Genomic DNA, 15,016 nt, shown 5'->3' with positions numbered 1-15,016 from the left:
CCGTTCATCCGCGTCATCTGGCACTCTGGACACTGTGTTGCGGCTTGCAGGTGCACGGCTGCTCGACGATCGGGACTATCCGGCAGTGCGCGCCGCACTGGCCGCCGACCCGGTGAGCAGCTGCATGGTCAGCGCCAGGGTCGAGGCCGCGGGCCTCGACCCGTGGCGGCTTGGTGGCGAGCTCTGGGCCGCCGACGGCCGCCCGGGGCGGTCCACGCGGTTCCAGGGGTTGTGTTTTGCCGGCCCGAACCTGATTCCGTTGCGCGGCAACGCGTCGGCGTTGCGGTCGTTCGCGGACCGGGCGTTGCGCAGGCAACGCACGTGCTCGTCGCTCGTCGGGCCCGCCGAGCAGGTGCTGGGGCTGTGGGACGAGTTGTCGAGCGAGTGGGGGCCCGCGCGCGAAGTGCGGGGTGACCAGCCGCTGATGGCGCTCGACGGCAGCCCGCACGTGAAAGCCGACCCGCACGTGCGCGCGGTGCGGCCCGACGAGCTGGACCGCTACCTGCCCGCGGCCGTCGCGATGTTCATCGAGGAGGTGGGCGTCGACCCGCGCAGCGGCGACGGCGGCGCCAGCTACCGCGCCCGTGTGAGCGAGCTGATCGCCACCGGACGCGCCTTCGCGCGGTTCGAAGACGGCGAAGTCGTGTTCAAGGCCGAGATCGGCGCGATGTCGGCCGGCGTCGGCCAGATCCAGGGCGTGTGGGTGCACCCGGAGCGCCGCAGCGCGGGCCTGGGCACCGCGGGCACGGCCGCGGTCGTGAACCGGCTCGTGCACGGCCTCGGCCGCACCGCGAGCCTCTACGTCAACGCGTTCAACAGTCCCGCGCTTGCCGCGTACCGCCGGATCGGGTTCCAGCAGGTCGGCCAGTACGCGACCGTCCTGTTCTGAACCCGATTCGCCCTTCCGGGTCGGCGTTTCGGCCCGGGACCCGCCCGCCGGGCTGGTTCGATCCGGTGCATGGCACCTGGTCGGCACCCGCACCGTCGACACCGCGCAGCGGCCCTGACCGCCGCCGTCGCGACCGCTCTGCCGCTCGCCGGCTGCGGCCTGTTCTCCTCCGACGGGCCGCAAGACTCGCTCGCCGCCTTCCTCACCGCCCTCAGCTCCGGTGACGTCGCCGCGGCCGCCGCGCGCACCGACTCGCCCGACGCCGCGAAGACCCTGCTCACCCAGGCCCGCGCCGCGCTCGAGCCCGAGTCGATCGAGGCGAGCGAGGAGACCGTGAAGCAGTCGGGCGACAACGCCACCGGCGGCTACCGCCTCACCTGGCACCTCCCGAAGGGCCGCACCTGGAGCTACACCTCCGACGCGCAGCTGCGCTCGGCCGAGGACGGCTGGCAGGTGCACTGGCAGCCCACCGTCGTGCACCCGCAGCTGGCGCCGTCGCAGAGCATCGCGATCGTGGCCGACCCGGCCGAACCCGCGCCGGTGCTCGACCGCGACGGCTTCCCGCTGCTGCGCCCGCAGACCGTGATCGGCGTCGTCGTGGACCCGGCGAAGACGGGCAACACCACAGCCGTCGCCACCAAGCTCGGCTCGGCGCTGCATCGCTTCGAGCCGACGGTGACCGGCCGCTCCGTGCTCGACGGCATCAAGGCCACCAAACCGGGCGCCGCCTACGCCGTGCTTTCCCTGCGCGACACCGACTACGAACAGGTCAAGCCCAGCATCTACGACCTGCCGGGCGTCCGCTTCACGAGCCAGCAACGTCTCCTGCCCGACGACCGCGACATCGGCCGCCAGATCCTGCCCGCTCTGCGGTCGATGGTCGAGCAGCAGGCCGCGGGCGGCGCGGGCTGGCGGATCGTCTCGCTCGACGTGACCGGCAGCGAGGCCGGCGAGCTCTACGCCGTGCCCCCGAAGGACCCGCCGGCCGTCACCAGCACGCTCAGCACCCACATCCAGACCGCCGCCGAGCAGGCGCTGGCGCCGGTGAAGACGGCCGCCGCCATCGTGGCGCTGCAGCCGTCGACGGGGCAGCTGCTGGCCGTCGCCCAGAACGAGCCCGCCGACGAGCAGGGACCGCTCGCGCTCACCGGCCGCTTCCCGCCGGGGTCGACGTTCAAGATCGTCACCGCGACGGCCGCGCTCACGGCCGGGCGCGTGAAGGTCGACTCACCGGTCGCCTGCCCGGGAACGGTGACGTTCGCCGGCCGCGTGGTGCCCAACGAAGGCCGCTTCGACCTGGGGACGGTGCCGCTGGCGAAGGCGTTCGCGCAGTCGTGCAACACGACGTTCGCCGAGCTGTCGGCCGACCTCTCGCCGACGGCGCTCACCGACGCCGCGCGCTCGCTCGGCATCGGCGCCGATTTCGTGATCCCCGGCTTGACGACCGTCACCGGGTCCGCGCCGCAGGCCGATTCCGTGGTGCAGCGCGCGGAGAACGGATTCGGGCAGGGGATCGTGGTCACGAGCCCGTTCGGGATGGCGCTCGCCGCCGCGGCCGTGCAGTCCGGGAAGGTCCCCGTGCCGACGCTGGTGCGTGGCCGCCCGGCGAAGGTGAGCGGCCTCGGCCCGGCGCCGCGGCCCGAGGTGCTCGACGCTGTGCGCTCGATGATGCGCGACGTCGTGACCACCGGCACGGCCACCGCCCTGCGCGACCTGCCGGACGTGTGTGGGAAGACCGGCACGGCCCAGTTCGGCGACGGCACGCACTCCCACGGCTGGTTCGTCGGCTACCAGGGCGACCTGGCGTTCGCCGTGCTGCTCACCGACGCCGGGTCGTCGAAACCGGCCGTCGACGCCGCTCACCGGTTCCTCGCGGGCGTGGCCGCGAAGTGACGTCGTAGTCTGGAGGGCATGTCCGTTCGTGCCCCGTTGAAGCCCGGCGTCCAGACTCCGCGCCGCGCCGTTCCCGCCGACATCGCCCGCCCCGAGTACGTCGACCGGCCGGCGCCGAAGCGGGACACCGGCAACGGCGTGCGCACACCCGAGGTGATCGAGGCCATGCGCGTGGCGTCGAGGATCGCCGCGCAGGCGCTGGAGGAGGGCGGCAAGGCCGTCAAGCCCGGCGCGAGCACCGACGACATCGACAAGGTCGTGCACGAGTTCCTGCTCGACCACCACGCCTACCCGTCGACGCTGGGCTACCGCGCCTTCCCGAAGTCGTGCTGCACCTCGCTCAACGAGGTGATCTGCCACGGCATCCCCGACTCGACCGTGATCGAGGACGGCGACATCTGCAACATCGACGTCACCGCCTTCATCGGCGGCGTGCACGGCGACTGCAACGCCACCTTTCTCGCCGGCGACGTCTCCGAGGAGGCGAAGCTGCTCGTCGAGCGCACGCGCGAAGCCACGGCGCGCGCCATCAAGGCGGTGCGCCCCGGCCGGCAGCTGAACGTGATCGGCCGCGTGATCGAGGCGTACGCCAAGCGCTTCGGCTACGGCGTGGTCCGCGACTTCACCGGCCACGGCGTCGGCCCGGCGTTCCACACCGCGCCGACGGTGCTGCACTACGAGGAGCCCTCGGTCCACACGCTGATCGAGGAGGGCATGACCTTCACGATCGAGCCGATGATCACCCTCGGCACCATCGATTACGACGTGTGGGACGACAACTGGACCGTGACCACGAAGGACAAGAAGTGGACGGCCCAGTTCGAGCACACCCTCGTGGTCACGGCCGACGGCGCGGAGATCCTCACGCTCCCGTGAGGTGCGCGGTCCGGGCCAGCTGAGCGGGATCGGCCTTGCTCTTGGGTGCCGGTTCCTTGGCGCTGCTGTGCACGCCGAGCTCCTGCGCGATCAGCTTCGCGTCGGCTTCCATCCCGGCTTTGAACGGGTGGTAGGCCACGGCTTCGAGGATGTTGGTGCTCTGGCCGTTGACCCACGCGGCGCTGCCGGCGCACGCGTCGTGGCCGAGGCTGGGGCCGTAGGTGTCGACGAAGTGCACGCCTTCACTTCGCGCGGCTCCTTCGATGGCGGCGTTGAGCTTCTGCTCGATGCCGTCCGCCCACGCGTAGTCGCCGTCGGCGAACGGGATCACGCTCGGGCACGTGCCCGTGGGCGGCAGCAGGCGCGGGTAGCCGACGAGCACGATCGTCGCGGCGGGGGAGCGGCCCTTCACGCTTTGCACGACCTTCGCGACGTTGCGGCCGGTCGCCTGCACCGCGGTGGCCATGGTGTCCACGCCGTCCACGGTGTAGTGCGCCTGGCAGGGCGCGCCGGTCGGGTCGTCGGCGCGCAGCGTCGGGCAGTTGCCGGTGAGATCGCCGAAGACGCTGTCGTCGTTGCCGCCGATGCCGATGGTGACCAGGTCGGTGTCGGCGTGCAGCGCGTCGAACTGCGGCTGCTGCGTCGAGAGCGGAATGCTCGGCGACGGCGTGACCTGCGGCTGCGTCATGTTCGACGTGTCGGCCGACGAGCAGCTGACGTCGGTGAACGCGCCGGCGGTGTCGTAGATCCCCAGCCGCGTCGCGAGCCAGGACGGGTAGTTGTTGTTCGAGCGGAAGCACCAGCTGAGCTGCTGCCACGGGATCAGCGGCCCGGCGGTGTACGAGTCGCCGAGCGCGACGTACTTGCGGAACGAGGGAGTACTGGCGGCCGCGGCGGTGGCACCGGCGACCAGCCCGGCGACCACGAGCAACACGACAAGGGGCGAACGGCGCACGAGGTGACCTCTTCGTCCGGGGGATGGTGATCGAACTCTCGCGCGGTCGCGGGCATGCCGCAACTTATCTGAGAGACTTTCACGTTCAAGTGCCCCGCGGGCGGGTGAGGCGGTTCGTCGGGTGCGGTCGCAGTGGACCGGGCTTGCTGTGGGAAGACGTGGTCAGTCGGCCGTTTTGCCCGACTCCTCGGCCCGCGCCAGGATTTCGTCGAGGAAGTCACCGGCCGCCTGGGCCGCACCGGCGGCGTCGCGGGCCTCGATCGCGTCGACGATGGCCCGGTGCTGGGCGAGCTCGGCGTGATCGGGGTGGTCGTAGGTGGAGGCGACGCTGGCGGTGATGGCTTCCATCAGGCCGCGGTAGAGCTCGAACAGCAGGCCATTGTGTCCACATCGGACGATCTCGAGGTGGAACTCCGCGTCGGTGCGGGCGAAGTCGTCGACGCGGCCGTCGAGCTGGTCCGAGTCGCGCCGCTGAAGCAGCACGCGCAGGCTCTCGAGTTCCGCGTCGGTGCGAGCGGTGGCGGCCAGGCGCGCGCCTTCGACCTCCAGGGTGCGGCGGACCAGCAGGACCTCGCGCAGCTCGGTGCCGCACAGCCGCCGCAGGGCGCCGGAGACTTCGCTGGTGGCGCGGACGTAGGTGCCGTCGCCCTGGCGGACTTCGAGGATGCCGGTGTGCGCGAGTGCGCGCACGGCCTCGCGCACCGTGTTGCGCCCGACGCCGAGCTGGGCGACCAGCGCGGTCTCGGTGGGGATGCGTTGTCCGACCGGCCATTCCCCCTGTGCGATCGCGTCGCGCAGCTGGTCGATGACCTGGTCGACCAGGCCCGCGCGCCGGGTGGTGGCGAGAGGCACAGGATTAATCCCTTCATCCAATCATCCTACGTATGCGATAGTAGCGGACGTGTCCGTCGATTCCTGGGATCGCACCCCACGCCCTGCCTCCTACTCCGACCGCCTCGGGCTCGAACTCGAAGGCGGCATCGAAGACGAGGAGCCCGGTGGCGTGCGCCGACCCGGGGTGATCGCGGGCGGTGCGCTGCTCGCCGTCGCCGTGGTGCTGACGGCGCTGAACCTTCGCCCGGCCATCACGAGCGTCGGCCCGCTGCTCGCGGAGATGCGCGGCAGCCTCGGCGCGTCGGCGATCTGGGCGAGCGTGCTGACGACGCTGCCCGGCCTGTGTTTCGCCGGCGCGGGCCTGGCGGCGCCGCTGCTTTCGCGCCGGTTCGGCATCGGCTCGGCGATCGGGTTCGCACTGGCGGTGCTCACGGCCGGACTGGTGCTGCGCGTCGTCGACGGTCAGCTCGTGGTGCTCGGCGGCACCCTCGTCGCGACGGCCGGCATCGCGCTGATCAACGTCCTCATCCCCGTGGTGATCAAGGATTCCTTCCCGGCTCGCGTCGGCATGATGACCGGCGTCTACACGGCCGCGCTGCAAGGCGGCGGCGCCGCGGGGTCCGCCGCGAGCCCGCCCCTGGAGACGACGCTCGGCGGCTGGCGCCTGTCGCTCGGCTCGTGGGCGGTGCTGGCCGCGCTCGCGCTGGGCGTCTGGCTCTTCGCCGTGCGCGGCACCGGCCGCGCCGCGAAGCCGGCCGCCAGCGCTGCCGGCGGGCGATCCCTGATGCGCAGCCCGCTCGCCTGGATCGTCACGATCTTCTTCGGCCTGCAGTCCTTCATCGCCTACGTGGTCATGGGCTGGCTTCCCCAGGTCTTCATCGACTCAGGCGTCAGCAAGGGCGACGCCGGCCTGCTGCTGGGCCTGATCTCCGTGATCGCGGTGCCGATCAGCCTCGTGATCCCGCCCGTCGCCGCGCGCCAGGGCAGCCAGAGCTGGTGGATCTTCGGCATGGGCGTGTGCGGCGTGGCCGGCATGCTCGGCCTGCTCGTGGCCCCGGCGTTCTCGCCGCTGCTGTGGAGCGTGCTGATCGGCATCGGCATGAGCGTCTTCTCGCTCGCGCTCACCGTGATCGCCCTGCGCGCCCGCACCGGCGCCGACACCGCGCGCCTGTCCGGCATGGCCCAGGGATACGGCTACCTGCTCGCCGCCGTAGGCCCCTTCGTCTTCGGCCTCCTCCACGACGCCACGGGCGGCTGGACCGTCTCGCTCATCGTCCTCATCGCCGTGACCTGCGCGCAGATGTCCGTCGGATTCCTCGCCGGACGGCCGCGGTTCGTCTGAGCACACGACAAAGGCCTCCCCGCGCGGGGAGGCCTTTGTCGTGCCATGGGCTCAGTTCAACGGCAGGTTCAGCAGCGCGTTCTCGATCAGCTCCGGCATCGCCGGGTGGATCCAGTACTGGCCGCGCGCCATGGTGCGGGCGTCGAGGCCGAAGCTCATGGCCTGGATGAGCGGCTGGATCACCGACGAGGCCTGCGGGCCGATGATGTGGGCACCGAGCAGCTGGCCGGTGGCGGGGTCGGCGAGGAGCTTGGCGAAGCCCGTCGTGTCCTCCATGGCCCAGCCGTAGGCGATGCCGGCGTAGTCCTGTTTGGACACCACGTAGGACACACCGCGAGCGCGCGCGTCCTGCTCGGTCAGGCCGACCGAAGCGATCTGCGGGGAGGTGAAGACCGCGTGCGGCACGAAGCGGTGGTCGGCCTTGATGCGGTCGTCCGGGTGCAGCAGATTGTGTTGCACCACCCGGGCTTCGTGGTTGGCCACGTGCTTCAGCTCGTACGGCGACGAGATGTCGCCCAGCGCGTAGATGCCCGGGACCACCGTCTCCTGGTAGTCGTCCACGATCGCGTGGCCGCTGGCCATCGTGGTGACGCCGGTGGCGGCGACGTCGAGCACGTCGGTGTTGGGCAGCCGGCCGATGGCGACCAGGATCGCGTCCGTTTCCAGCGTCTCGGTGCCCGCGGGACCTTCGAGGTCGAGCTTGATCCCGGTGCTCTCGCGGCGCGCGTTGACCACCATGCTGTCGAGCCGCACGTCGAACCGCTTGGCGGCCAGCTCGGTGAAACGCGAGCTCACGTCCTCGTCCTCGTTGCGCAGCATGGCGCCCGAGCGCACGATCACGGTGACCTCCACGTCGAACGACGCGAAGACGTGCGCGAACTCCGCCGCGATGTACCCGCCGCCGAGGATGGTCATGCGCTTCGGCAGGACGTCGAGCCGCATGATCGACTCGGAGGTGTGGAAGCCGACTTCGGCGAGGCCCGGGATGTCCGGCACGGCCGCGCGGCCACCGGCGGCCAGCACGAACCGGTCGGCCGTGAGCACGTCGTCGGGACGCCCGTCGGAGTAGGAGACGCGCAGTTCCTTCATGCCGGTGAAGCGGCCTTCGCCCGCGTAGACGTCCACGTGGTCGTTGTCCGCGTGGCTCTTGCGGTATTCCGCGCCGCCGACCGAGATCGGGTCGATGCGGTCGAAGATGCGGTCGCGCACGTCGGGCCAGCGCACGCCCTTCAGCTCCTGGTCCACACCGAATCGAGAGCTGTGCGACGGGGTCGCGGCCACGTCGGCGGTGTAGACGAACATCTTGGTGGGAATGCAGCCCACGTTCAGGCAGGTGCCGCCGAACGCCCCCTTCTCGACGATCGCCGTCTTGAGGTGCGTGAAGCGGTCGTCCAGGATCGAGTTGCCCGACCCCGTTCCGACAACCACCAAGTCGTAGTGCGGCACTGTCTCCTCCGAAGCTTGCAGAACGGGCGTTCCCCAGCCTAGTCAACTGCGCGGCCCCACTGGGTGTTCCCGCGGTCAGTGCCCCGTGGCTGTGAAGTGCATCCGGTCCACCGGCGAGGTCCACGCGCCGCCCCAGCTCCAGCCGACGGCGGCGAAGTCGCGCACGACCGGTCCGCCCGCGACGACCATGCCCGGCCGCACGCGCGAGCGGTCCAGGTATGCCGACGCCAGCTCGGGCAGCACCAGCGGTCCCTTCGTGTACGGGTTGCAGAACGGGTTCACGTCCACGGCCAGCCCGTACGCGTGGGCCGACCAGTTCGTCTCCCCGCGGACGGGACGGCAGACGAAGGCGCTCGTGTCGTTGCCGTCGCCGGTGGGTGGCGCGTCGAGCTCCTCAGGGCTGGTGACGCGCATCTCCTCCAGCGGGAACCGTTCCGCGAAGAGCCGGCCGAACGCCGTGACGACGGCCTGCGCGCCGGTGCGGTTCACGAGCAGCTCGCCGGTGTGGGCGCGGCCGTCGAAGCCCCAGAAGGAGAGCGTGACGTACCGCAGGTCCGTCGACTTCACCGGGCACGCGGCCTGCCAGGTGCTGCGCGCGAGCACGTCGGCGGGGACGGGGACGATCTTCGACGAGTAGGCGCTGCCGGCCGGCGGCGGCAGGAAATCCCGCGTCGGCAGGGCGCGGTTCACCAGTTCGGGTGGAGTCGGGAGGATTTCGCCGAAGCCGTCGGGACGGCGGGGGAGCGGGCGTGCACCCACCTGCCAGGTGACGGGCGGTGTGCTCGTCGCTGTCCGGGTTGTCGGGAGTGGGGCGCTCGTCCGGCTCGTCGCGCTCGGTGACGGTGGTTCGGGCGCGACCGAGAGCGCGGCCGGGGCCGGCGGGCTGCAGCCGACCAGCAGGAACGTGATCAGGGTGCCGGCCGCGGCCGTCGCTCTCCGTCGCATGGAACCAGCCAATCAAACGCGCTCCGTGAGCGCTGAGTCCACCCGTTCCAGTGACACCATTTCGGGCCTGCTCCGTTTAGGGTAATCGCGGCTGCTCGTTCACGCGCCGCGATCCCGCTGCTCGCTCATGCCGAATTGCCTTGCCGAATGTCCTGCCGAATGCCTTGGTCGAATGCCTTGGTCGAATGCTCTGCCGAAGGGGAATCGCATGCCCGCCAAGTTCCGTCGTCCGCTCCTTCTCGCGGCCGGGGCCCTGCTCGTGACCGCGGTGACGGTGCCGATCGCGGTCAGCACGGCGTCGGCACAGGACGCTCCGACGCCGCCCTCCGGCGCGCAGCCGCGGATCGTCGGCGGCGACGAGGCCACGCTGTCCGACCACCCGTACGCGGTGTATCTCGCCGACCAGAACGGGAACCAGTTCTGCGGCGCCGTGATCGTGAGCTCCACGGCGGTCGCGACGGCCGCGCACTGCGCCGCGGCGTTGCCCAGCAACAACGTTCGCGTGGTCGCGGGCCGCCAGGACAAGCGCACGAACGACGGCGTGGTGCTCACCGTGTCGCGCGAGTGGGTCGACCCGGACTTCTCCGACCCGACTAAGGGTGCCGACGTCGCGGTGTTGAGCGTGCGCGGCCAGCTGCCGTACCGGCCGGCGAAGATCGCGGCGGCGAGCGACCGCGCGGAGTACGCCGACGGCACCCAGGCCACCGTGCTCGGCTGGGGCCGCGTCGCCGACGGCGGCGACCGTTCCGACTACCTGCGCAGCGCCGTCGTGCCGCTGGTCAGCGATTCCACGTGCAAGACGGCGTACGACACGTACGACCCGTCGAGCATGGTCTGCGCCGGCTACCCGGACGGCGGTATCGACGCCTGCCAGGGCGACTCCGGCGGCCCCCTCGTGGTCGGCGACACTCTCATCGGCATCGTCTCCTTCGGCGACGGCTGCGCGAAGGCCGGCAAGCCCGGCGTGTACACCCGCGTCTCGACGTACGCCGACGACATCGCGGCGCAGTCGCAGGCGCGGATCCTGGGCTGAGCTGTCCCCGCGGCGGGTCCTCGGCTGAGCTGTGTTAAGCAGGGGTCGTGACGACCCCGCACCACGCGACCGGCCCCGAACTCACCGCCGCCCAGCTCTACGCGATCCTCCGCCTGCGCGCCGACGTGTTCGTCGTCGAGCAGGAATGCGCTTACGGCGACGTCGACGGGCGTGACCTGCTCCCGTCGACGCGGCACCTGTGGTTCACCGACCCCGCCGGCGAGGTCACGGCGTACCTGCGCGTCCTCGCCGATCCGGATGGCGTCGCCCGCATCGGCCGCGTCGTCACGGCCGCTTCAGCCCGCGGCCATGGCCTTGCGGCGTCGCTGATGGAGGCCGCGCTGGCCGGCGCTTCGGGTGAGTTCGTCCTGGACGCGCAGACCTACGCCCAGCGTCTGTACGCGCGCTTCGGCTTCATCCCCGAAGGCGACGAGTTCCTCGACGACGGCATCCCGCACATCACCATGCGCCGCCCGGCGAAGGACCCTGCCGCCTCCTAAGCAGCAGCTCCTCGCGGAGCCGTCGCGGTGATGACCTTCACGGCGCGGTCCACGTCCGCCTCGGTGAGGTCGGCGCGGGCGGTGAGGCGCAGGCGCGAGATGCCGTCCGGGACGGATGGCGGGCGGAAGCAGCCGACGCGGATGCCCTGGTCGGCGCAGGACTCGGCCCACGTGACGGCGGCCTCGGCGGACGGAGCCTGCACCGAGATCACCGCGGCGTCCGGGAGGCTGGCGCGCAGGCCGGCCGCCTTGAGCTGCATGGCGATGTTGCCGGCGTTGTCGGTCACCTTCGTGGGCAGCGACGGGTCGGCCTTCAGCACGTTCAGCGCCGTGAGGGCGGCGGCGACGCTGGCGGGTGCGAGGGCGGTGTCGAAGATGAAACTCCGCGCCGTGTCCACGAGGTGCTTGATCACACGCCGCGGGCCGATGACGGCGCCGCCCTGGGCGCCGAGGGACTTGGACAGGGTGACGGTGGTGACGACGTCCGGCGAGGCCGACAGGCCGGCCGCGTGGACGGCGCCGCGGCCACCTTCGCCGAGGACACCGAAGCCGTGGGCGTCGTCGACGAGCAGGGCGGCACCCGCGCCGCGGCAGATTTCCGCGAGCTCACCCAGCGGGGCGAGGTCGCCGTCGACGGAGAACACCGAGTCCGTGACAACGAGCGCGCGCGGCTTGCGGCGGGTGGACAGCGCGTGCTGGATCGCCGACGGCGTCGCGTGGGCCACGGCCGCCACGTCGGCGCGCGACAGGCGGCAGCCCTCGATGAGCGACGCGTGGATGTACTTGTCCGTGACGATCGCCGACTCGGCGCCGGACAGCGCCGTCACCGCGCCGAGGTTCGCGGCGAAGCCCGAGGAGAACACCAGCGCCGCCTGGGCGCCGCAGAAGCGGGCCAGCTCGAGCTCCAGCTCGGCGTGCAGCTCGGTCGACCCCGTCACGAGCCGCGAGCCCGTGGCGCCCGCGCCCCAGCGCATGGCGGCGGCCGCGGCGGCGCCGACGACGCGCTTGTCGCGGGCCAGGCCGAGGTAGTCGTTGCCGGCCAGGTCAAGCTCGTCCGCCTGCGCGGGCCGCGCCCGCAGCCGTCGCACCAGGCCCGCGTCCGCGCGCTTCTCGGCCTCGGTGTCGAGCCAGTCGAAGACGTTCTCGGGCGGCAGCTGCGGGATGGCGTTCACGTCCCGCAGTGTCCCACCCGCCTCACGCGGGAAAGCGTGGGCCCTGCCACACAAAGGAAAAGCCCCGCACGAAGGCGGGGCTTTTCCTCGAACGGAAACTCAGCTGTCGTAACCACGGCGCTGCGGCCGACTCGGGCGCTGCGGGCGGCCCGCACCGTTGCCGGACCCGGTCCGCGGCTGACGCCCACGGCCGCCGAAGCTCGGGCGGCCTTCGCGCGAACCGTAACCACCGCGGTCGCGGTTCTCGCCGTAGCTGCGCTCACCGCGCTCGCGGCCACCGCCGAAGCCCCGGCCACCGCCGCGCCGCGGCGACTCGCGGCGACGCTCGATCACCGGCTCGCCGCTCGGCTCCTGCGCACCCGTGATGCGCGAGAGCTCGGCGTCGCCCGGGCGGACGACCGTGGTCTCGGCGCGCACGCCGGCCCGGTCGGTCATCCGGCGGACGGTGCGCTTCTGATCGTGCGTCACCAGCGTGACGACGACACCCGACGCACCGGCGCGCGCCGTGCGGCCCGCGCGGTGCAGGTAGTCCTTGTGGTCCGCGGCCGGGTCCACGTGCAGCACCAGGGAGATGTCGTCCACGTGGATGCCGCGCGCGGCGACGTCCGTGGCGACCAGCACCGGGGTGTGGCCTTCCTTGAAGTCGGCCAGCACGCGGTTGCGCTGCCCCTGGGTCTTGCCACCGTGCAGCGCCGCCGCGTGCACGCCCTGCTCACGCAGCCGCTCGGTGAGGCGGTCGACGTGGTGCTTGGTGCGCACGAACATGATCGTGCGGCCCTCTCGGGCGCCGATCTGCGTGACGATGTCCTGCTTGTCCTGGTGCGAAACCTGGAGCACGTGGTGGTCCATGGTGTCGACGCTCGCGGTCGACGGCGCGACCGAATGCGTGACCGGGTCGGCGAGGTACTGCTTCACCAGCTTGTTGACGTCACCGTCGAGCGTCGCCGAGAACAGCAGCCGCTGGCCGCGCGGCGGGGTGAGGTCGAGGATCTCCCGCACCTGCGGCATGAAGCCCATGTCGGCCATCTGGTCGGCCTCGTCGAGCGCGATGAAGTTGCAGTCGCTCAGCGACGCGGTGCCCTGCCGGACGTGGTCCGACAACCGGCCCGGGGTGGCGATGAGCAGGTCGACGCCACGCGAGAGCGCGTCGGCCTGACGGGTGAAGGCCATGCCGCCCACGGCCGTGCGGCACCACAGGCCGAGCGACTTGGCGAGCGGGGTCAGCGAGTCGGCCACCTGCATGGCCAGCTCGCGGGTCGGCACCAGCACGAGCGCGCGCGGGTGCTTCGGGCGGGCCTTGCCGCCGTTGAGCCGGGCCAGGATGGCCAGGCCGAACGCCAGCGTCTTGCCGGAACCGGTCTGGGCGCGGCCCAGCACGTCGCGGCCCGCGAGCGCGTCGGGGATCGTCGCCGACTGGATCGGGAACGGCGAGTTGATGCCGGCCTCCGCCAGCGCGCGCAGCAGCTCGTCGGGCAGGCCGAGCTGAGCGAAGGTCTTGGTGGCCACCGTCTCGACGGCGTCGTCGCGCAGGAAATCCTCGCGAGCCGGGCGCTGCCGCGGCTTGCGGTCGGGACGGTCCCCGCGGCCCGGCCCCGAGTGGGACGACGCAGCGGAATGGCCGGAGTTGAACGTGACTGTCACTTATGCCTCTCGGACGTGGCACGTCACAAGGAGGCCCGGGCTGCCCGCTCGCAGGCAGGGCAAGATGGTGTGCAATGGGCTTTCACAGGGACGGACCCGGCGCACTCAGGAGTTCCCGCCATCGAGCGCCGATGGAAATGCTTCGGATTTCACCGCGAGCCCGTCAGTGGGCTTTGGAGGCGACGGACACCAACTCATCCACGCCGCCGGTTGCGGTCTGTGTTCACTGTACCGGAGTCAGGGCTTCTGCTTCACACCCAGGTGTCCGGTTGTGGGCGGCGTCGCAGTCGTGTCCTGGGCCACAGTCGATGTCACAGCCGAATGGCCCAGTTTTGCGACGCCACCCACAGTACCGCCGACAGGTCAGCCCACCCCTCCGGCGTAGGCCAGCTCCGCCACGAGATCCTCGACGTTCGTGACGCGTTCCGGCAGGCCACGGGCCTGGAACCAGCCCGCGAGGTTGCGCACGTCGCGCTCCAGGAAGTCGCGGCCGCGGGGGTTCGCGACGAGGTCGACGACCTGCGGGAGGTCGATCACCATCAGGTGCCCTTCGTGCACCAGGAGGTTGTACGCGGACAAGTCGCCGTGCACGAGCCGTTGCGTGGCGAGCAGTTCCAGTGCCGACACGGCCTGTTCCCACAGTTCGGTCAGCTCGTCGTGCTCCGGGCGCAGCTGCGCCAGCCGGGGCGCGGCCGTGCCGTCGGGCTCGCCGAGGAACTCCAGCAGCAGCTCGGTCCCGTGGCGCTGCACGGGGTAGGGCACGGGTGCCCCGATCGTCCACAAGCGACTCAGCGCGTCGAACTCCGCGACCGCCCACTGCTCGGCGATCAGGTTGCGCCCGAAGGAGGTGCGGCCCGCCATGGCCCGCATCTCGCGTGAGCGCCGCATGCGCCGGCCTTCGAGGTACCCGGCGTCGCGGTGGAACAGCCGGTGCTCGTCGCTGCGGTAGCGCTTGGCGGCCAGGAGCACGCCGTCCGTTTCGGGCAGGTTGCGGCGCAGGAGGTGGACGTCGGCCTCCTTGCCGGTTTTGAGCACACCGAGGTCGGTGTCGACGGCGGCGAGCTCCGTGATCACCCAGTCGGGCCTCGGGTGGGGGCCTTGGTCGGCGTCGTCCCAGTTGGTCCAGCGATCGGCGCCGTCCGGGAGGTCGGTCTCGGTGTAGGCGTCGTCGCGTGCCTGGGCGAGCCGGATGCGCTCGCCCTCGGTGAGCCGGCCCCGGCGGGTCGGCTCGGGTTCGTCGCCGAAGCTCCGCCCGCGACGGGGACGCTCGAAATCGGACGCGTGAAGGTCTTCGTAGTCGTGCTCGCGCACTGGTGGGTTCTCCTCGATCGGGGTGCCCCACCGGGCGAGCACGCAGGCTCTAGCCGAGAGGGGCGGACGGAAGTGGGCAGGTCAGCGCCCGGACATTCGCCATGACGCACCTCCTTCGCTTCCGTCGGCCACCGGCACCCCGCCGGTTCGCCAGCAGCATGCCGGGGCGTGCGGGCCTC

At 71.7% G+C, this 15,016-nt stretch carries 13 protein-coding genes; 6 read left to right on the top strand and 7 right to left on the bottom strand.

The genetic code is table 11. The features are described from left to right. Positions 1-34 precede the first annotated feature (34 nt). The 3 genes from QRX50_RS46585 to map all read left to right on the top strand — a co-directional run bounded on the left by QRX50_RS46585 (position 35) and on the right by map (position 3,658). Complete coding sequence (locus tag QRX50_RS46585; RefSeq protein ID WP_285969432.1) at positions 35-889, top strand: GNAT family N-acetyltransferase; 855 nt, start codon at positions 35-37, stop codon at positions 887-889. Between the two features lie 69 nt (positions 890-958). Next, on the top strand, positions 959-2,782 hold the full coding sequence (locus tag QRX50_RS46580) for a penicillin-binding transpeptidase domain-containing protein (protein ID WP_285969431.1): 1,824 nt from the start codon (positions 959-961) through the stop codon (positions 2,780-2,782). An 18-nt stretch (positions 2,783-2,800) separates the two neighbouring features. Continuing rightward, positions 2,801-3,658: a type I methionyl aminopeptidase gene (gene map / locus QRX50_RS46575; protein ID WP_285969430.1), complete on the top strand. Its 858-nt coding sequence runs from the start codon at positions 2,801-2,803 to the stop codon at positions 3,656-3,658. On the opposite strand, the gene QRX50_RS46570 is transcribed toward map, so the two are convergent. Further along, a complete protein-coding gene (locus QRX50_RS46570) occupies positions 3,645-4,613 on the bottom strand; it encodes an SGNH/GDSL hydrolase family protein (protein WP_285969429.1) in 969 nt (322 codons plus the stop codon). The genes map and QRX50_RS46570 overlap by 14 nt on opposite strands. Positions 4,614-4,775: 162 nt before the next feature. Beyond that, positions 4,776-5,465, bottom strand: a complete 690-nt coding sequence (locus QRX50_RS46565; protein ID WP_285969428.1) for a FadR/GntR family transcriptional regulator — start codon at positions 5,463-5,465, stop codon at positions 4,776-4,778. 49 nt (positions 5,466-5,514) lie between these two features. Between QRX50_RS46565 and QRX50_RS46560 the strand changes: the two genes are divergently transcribed. Continuing rightward, positions 5,515-6,789 carry a CynX/NimT family MFS transporter gene (locus QRX50_RS46560; RefSeq protein ID WP_285969427.1) on the top strand — a complete coding sequence of 425 codons (1,275 nt, stop codon included), beginning with the start codon at positions 5,515-5,517 and terminating at the stop codon, positions 6,787-6,789. 51 nt (positions 6,790-6,840) lie between these two features. Here QRX50_RS46560 and QRX50_RS46555 read toward each other — a convergent pair whose 3' ends face one another. Beyond that, complete coding sequence (locus QRX50_RS46555) at positions 6,841-8,235, bottom strand: mycothione reductase (protein ID WP_285969426.1); 1,395 nt, start codon at positions 8,233-8,235, stop codon at positions 6,841-6,843. A gap of 75 nt (positions 8,236-8,310) precedes the next feature. Next, on the bottom strand, positions 8,311-9,180 hold the full coding sequence (locus QRX50_RS46550; protein WP_285969425.1) for a M15 family metallopeptidase: 870 nt from the start codon (positions 9,178-9,180) through the stop codon (positions 8,311-8,313). 208 nt (positions 9,181-9,388) lie between these two features. Here QRX50_RS46550 and QRX50_RS46545 point away from each other — a divergent pair, with 208 nt between their 5' ends. Beyond that, entirely contained in the window at positions 9,389-10,213 is an 825-nt protein-coding gene (locus QRX50_RS46545) for a S1 family peptidase (protein ID WP_285969424.1), read from the top strand. A gap of 47 nt (positions 10,214-10,260) precedes the next feature. After that, a complete protein-coding gene (locus tag QRX50_RS46540) occupies positions 10,261-10,713 on the top strand; it encodes a GNAT family N-acetyltransferase (RefSeq protein WP_285969423.1) in 453 nt (150 codons plus the stop codon). Here QRX50_RS46540 and QRX50_RS46535 read toward each other — a convergent pair. From QRX50_RS46535 to QRX50_RS46525, 3 genes are all read right to left on the bottom strand, one after another. Next, entirely contained in the window at positions 10,710-11,885 is a 1,176-nt protein-coding gene (locus QRX50_RS46535; protein WP_285969422.1) for an 8-amino-7-oxononanoate synthase, read from the bottom strand. The genes QRX50_RS46540 and QRX50_RS46535 overlap by 4 nt on opposite strands. A 99-nt stretch (positions 11,886-11,984) precedes the next feature. Beyond that, positions 11,985-13,526, bottom strand: coding sequence for a DEAD/DEAH box helicase (locus QRX50_RS46530; protein ID WP_285969421.1), 1,542 nt, complete (start codon positions 13,524-13,526; stop codon positions 11,985-11,987). Between the two features lie 363 nt (positions 13,527-13,889). Then, the gene (locus tag QRX50_RS46525) at positions 13,890-14,837 is read right to left on the bottom strand and encodes a serine protein kinase RIO (protein ID WP_285969420.1); all 948 of its coding nucleotides are present in this window, start codon (positions 14,835-14,837) and stop codon (positions 13,890-13,892) included. Positions 14,838-15,016: the final 179 nt, after the last annotated feature.

Origin of the sequence: Amycolatopsis sp. 2-15 (assembly GCF_030285625.1) — a bacterium.
Classification (GTDB): Bacteria; Actinomycetota; Actinomycetes; order Mycobacteriales; family Pseudonocardiaceae; genus Amycolatopsis; species Amycolatopsis carbonis.
This window is presented reverse-complemented; position numbering and strand designations above follow the sequence as displayed.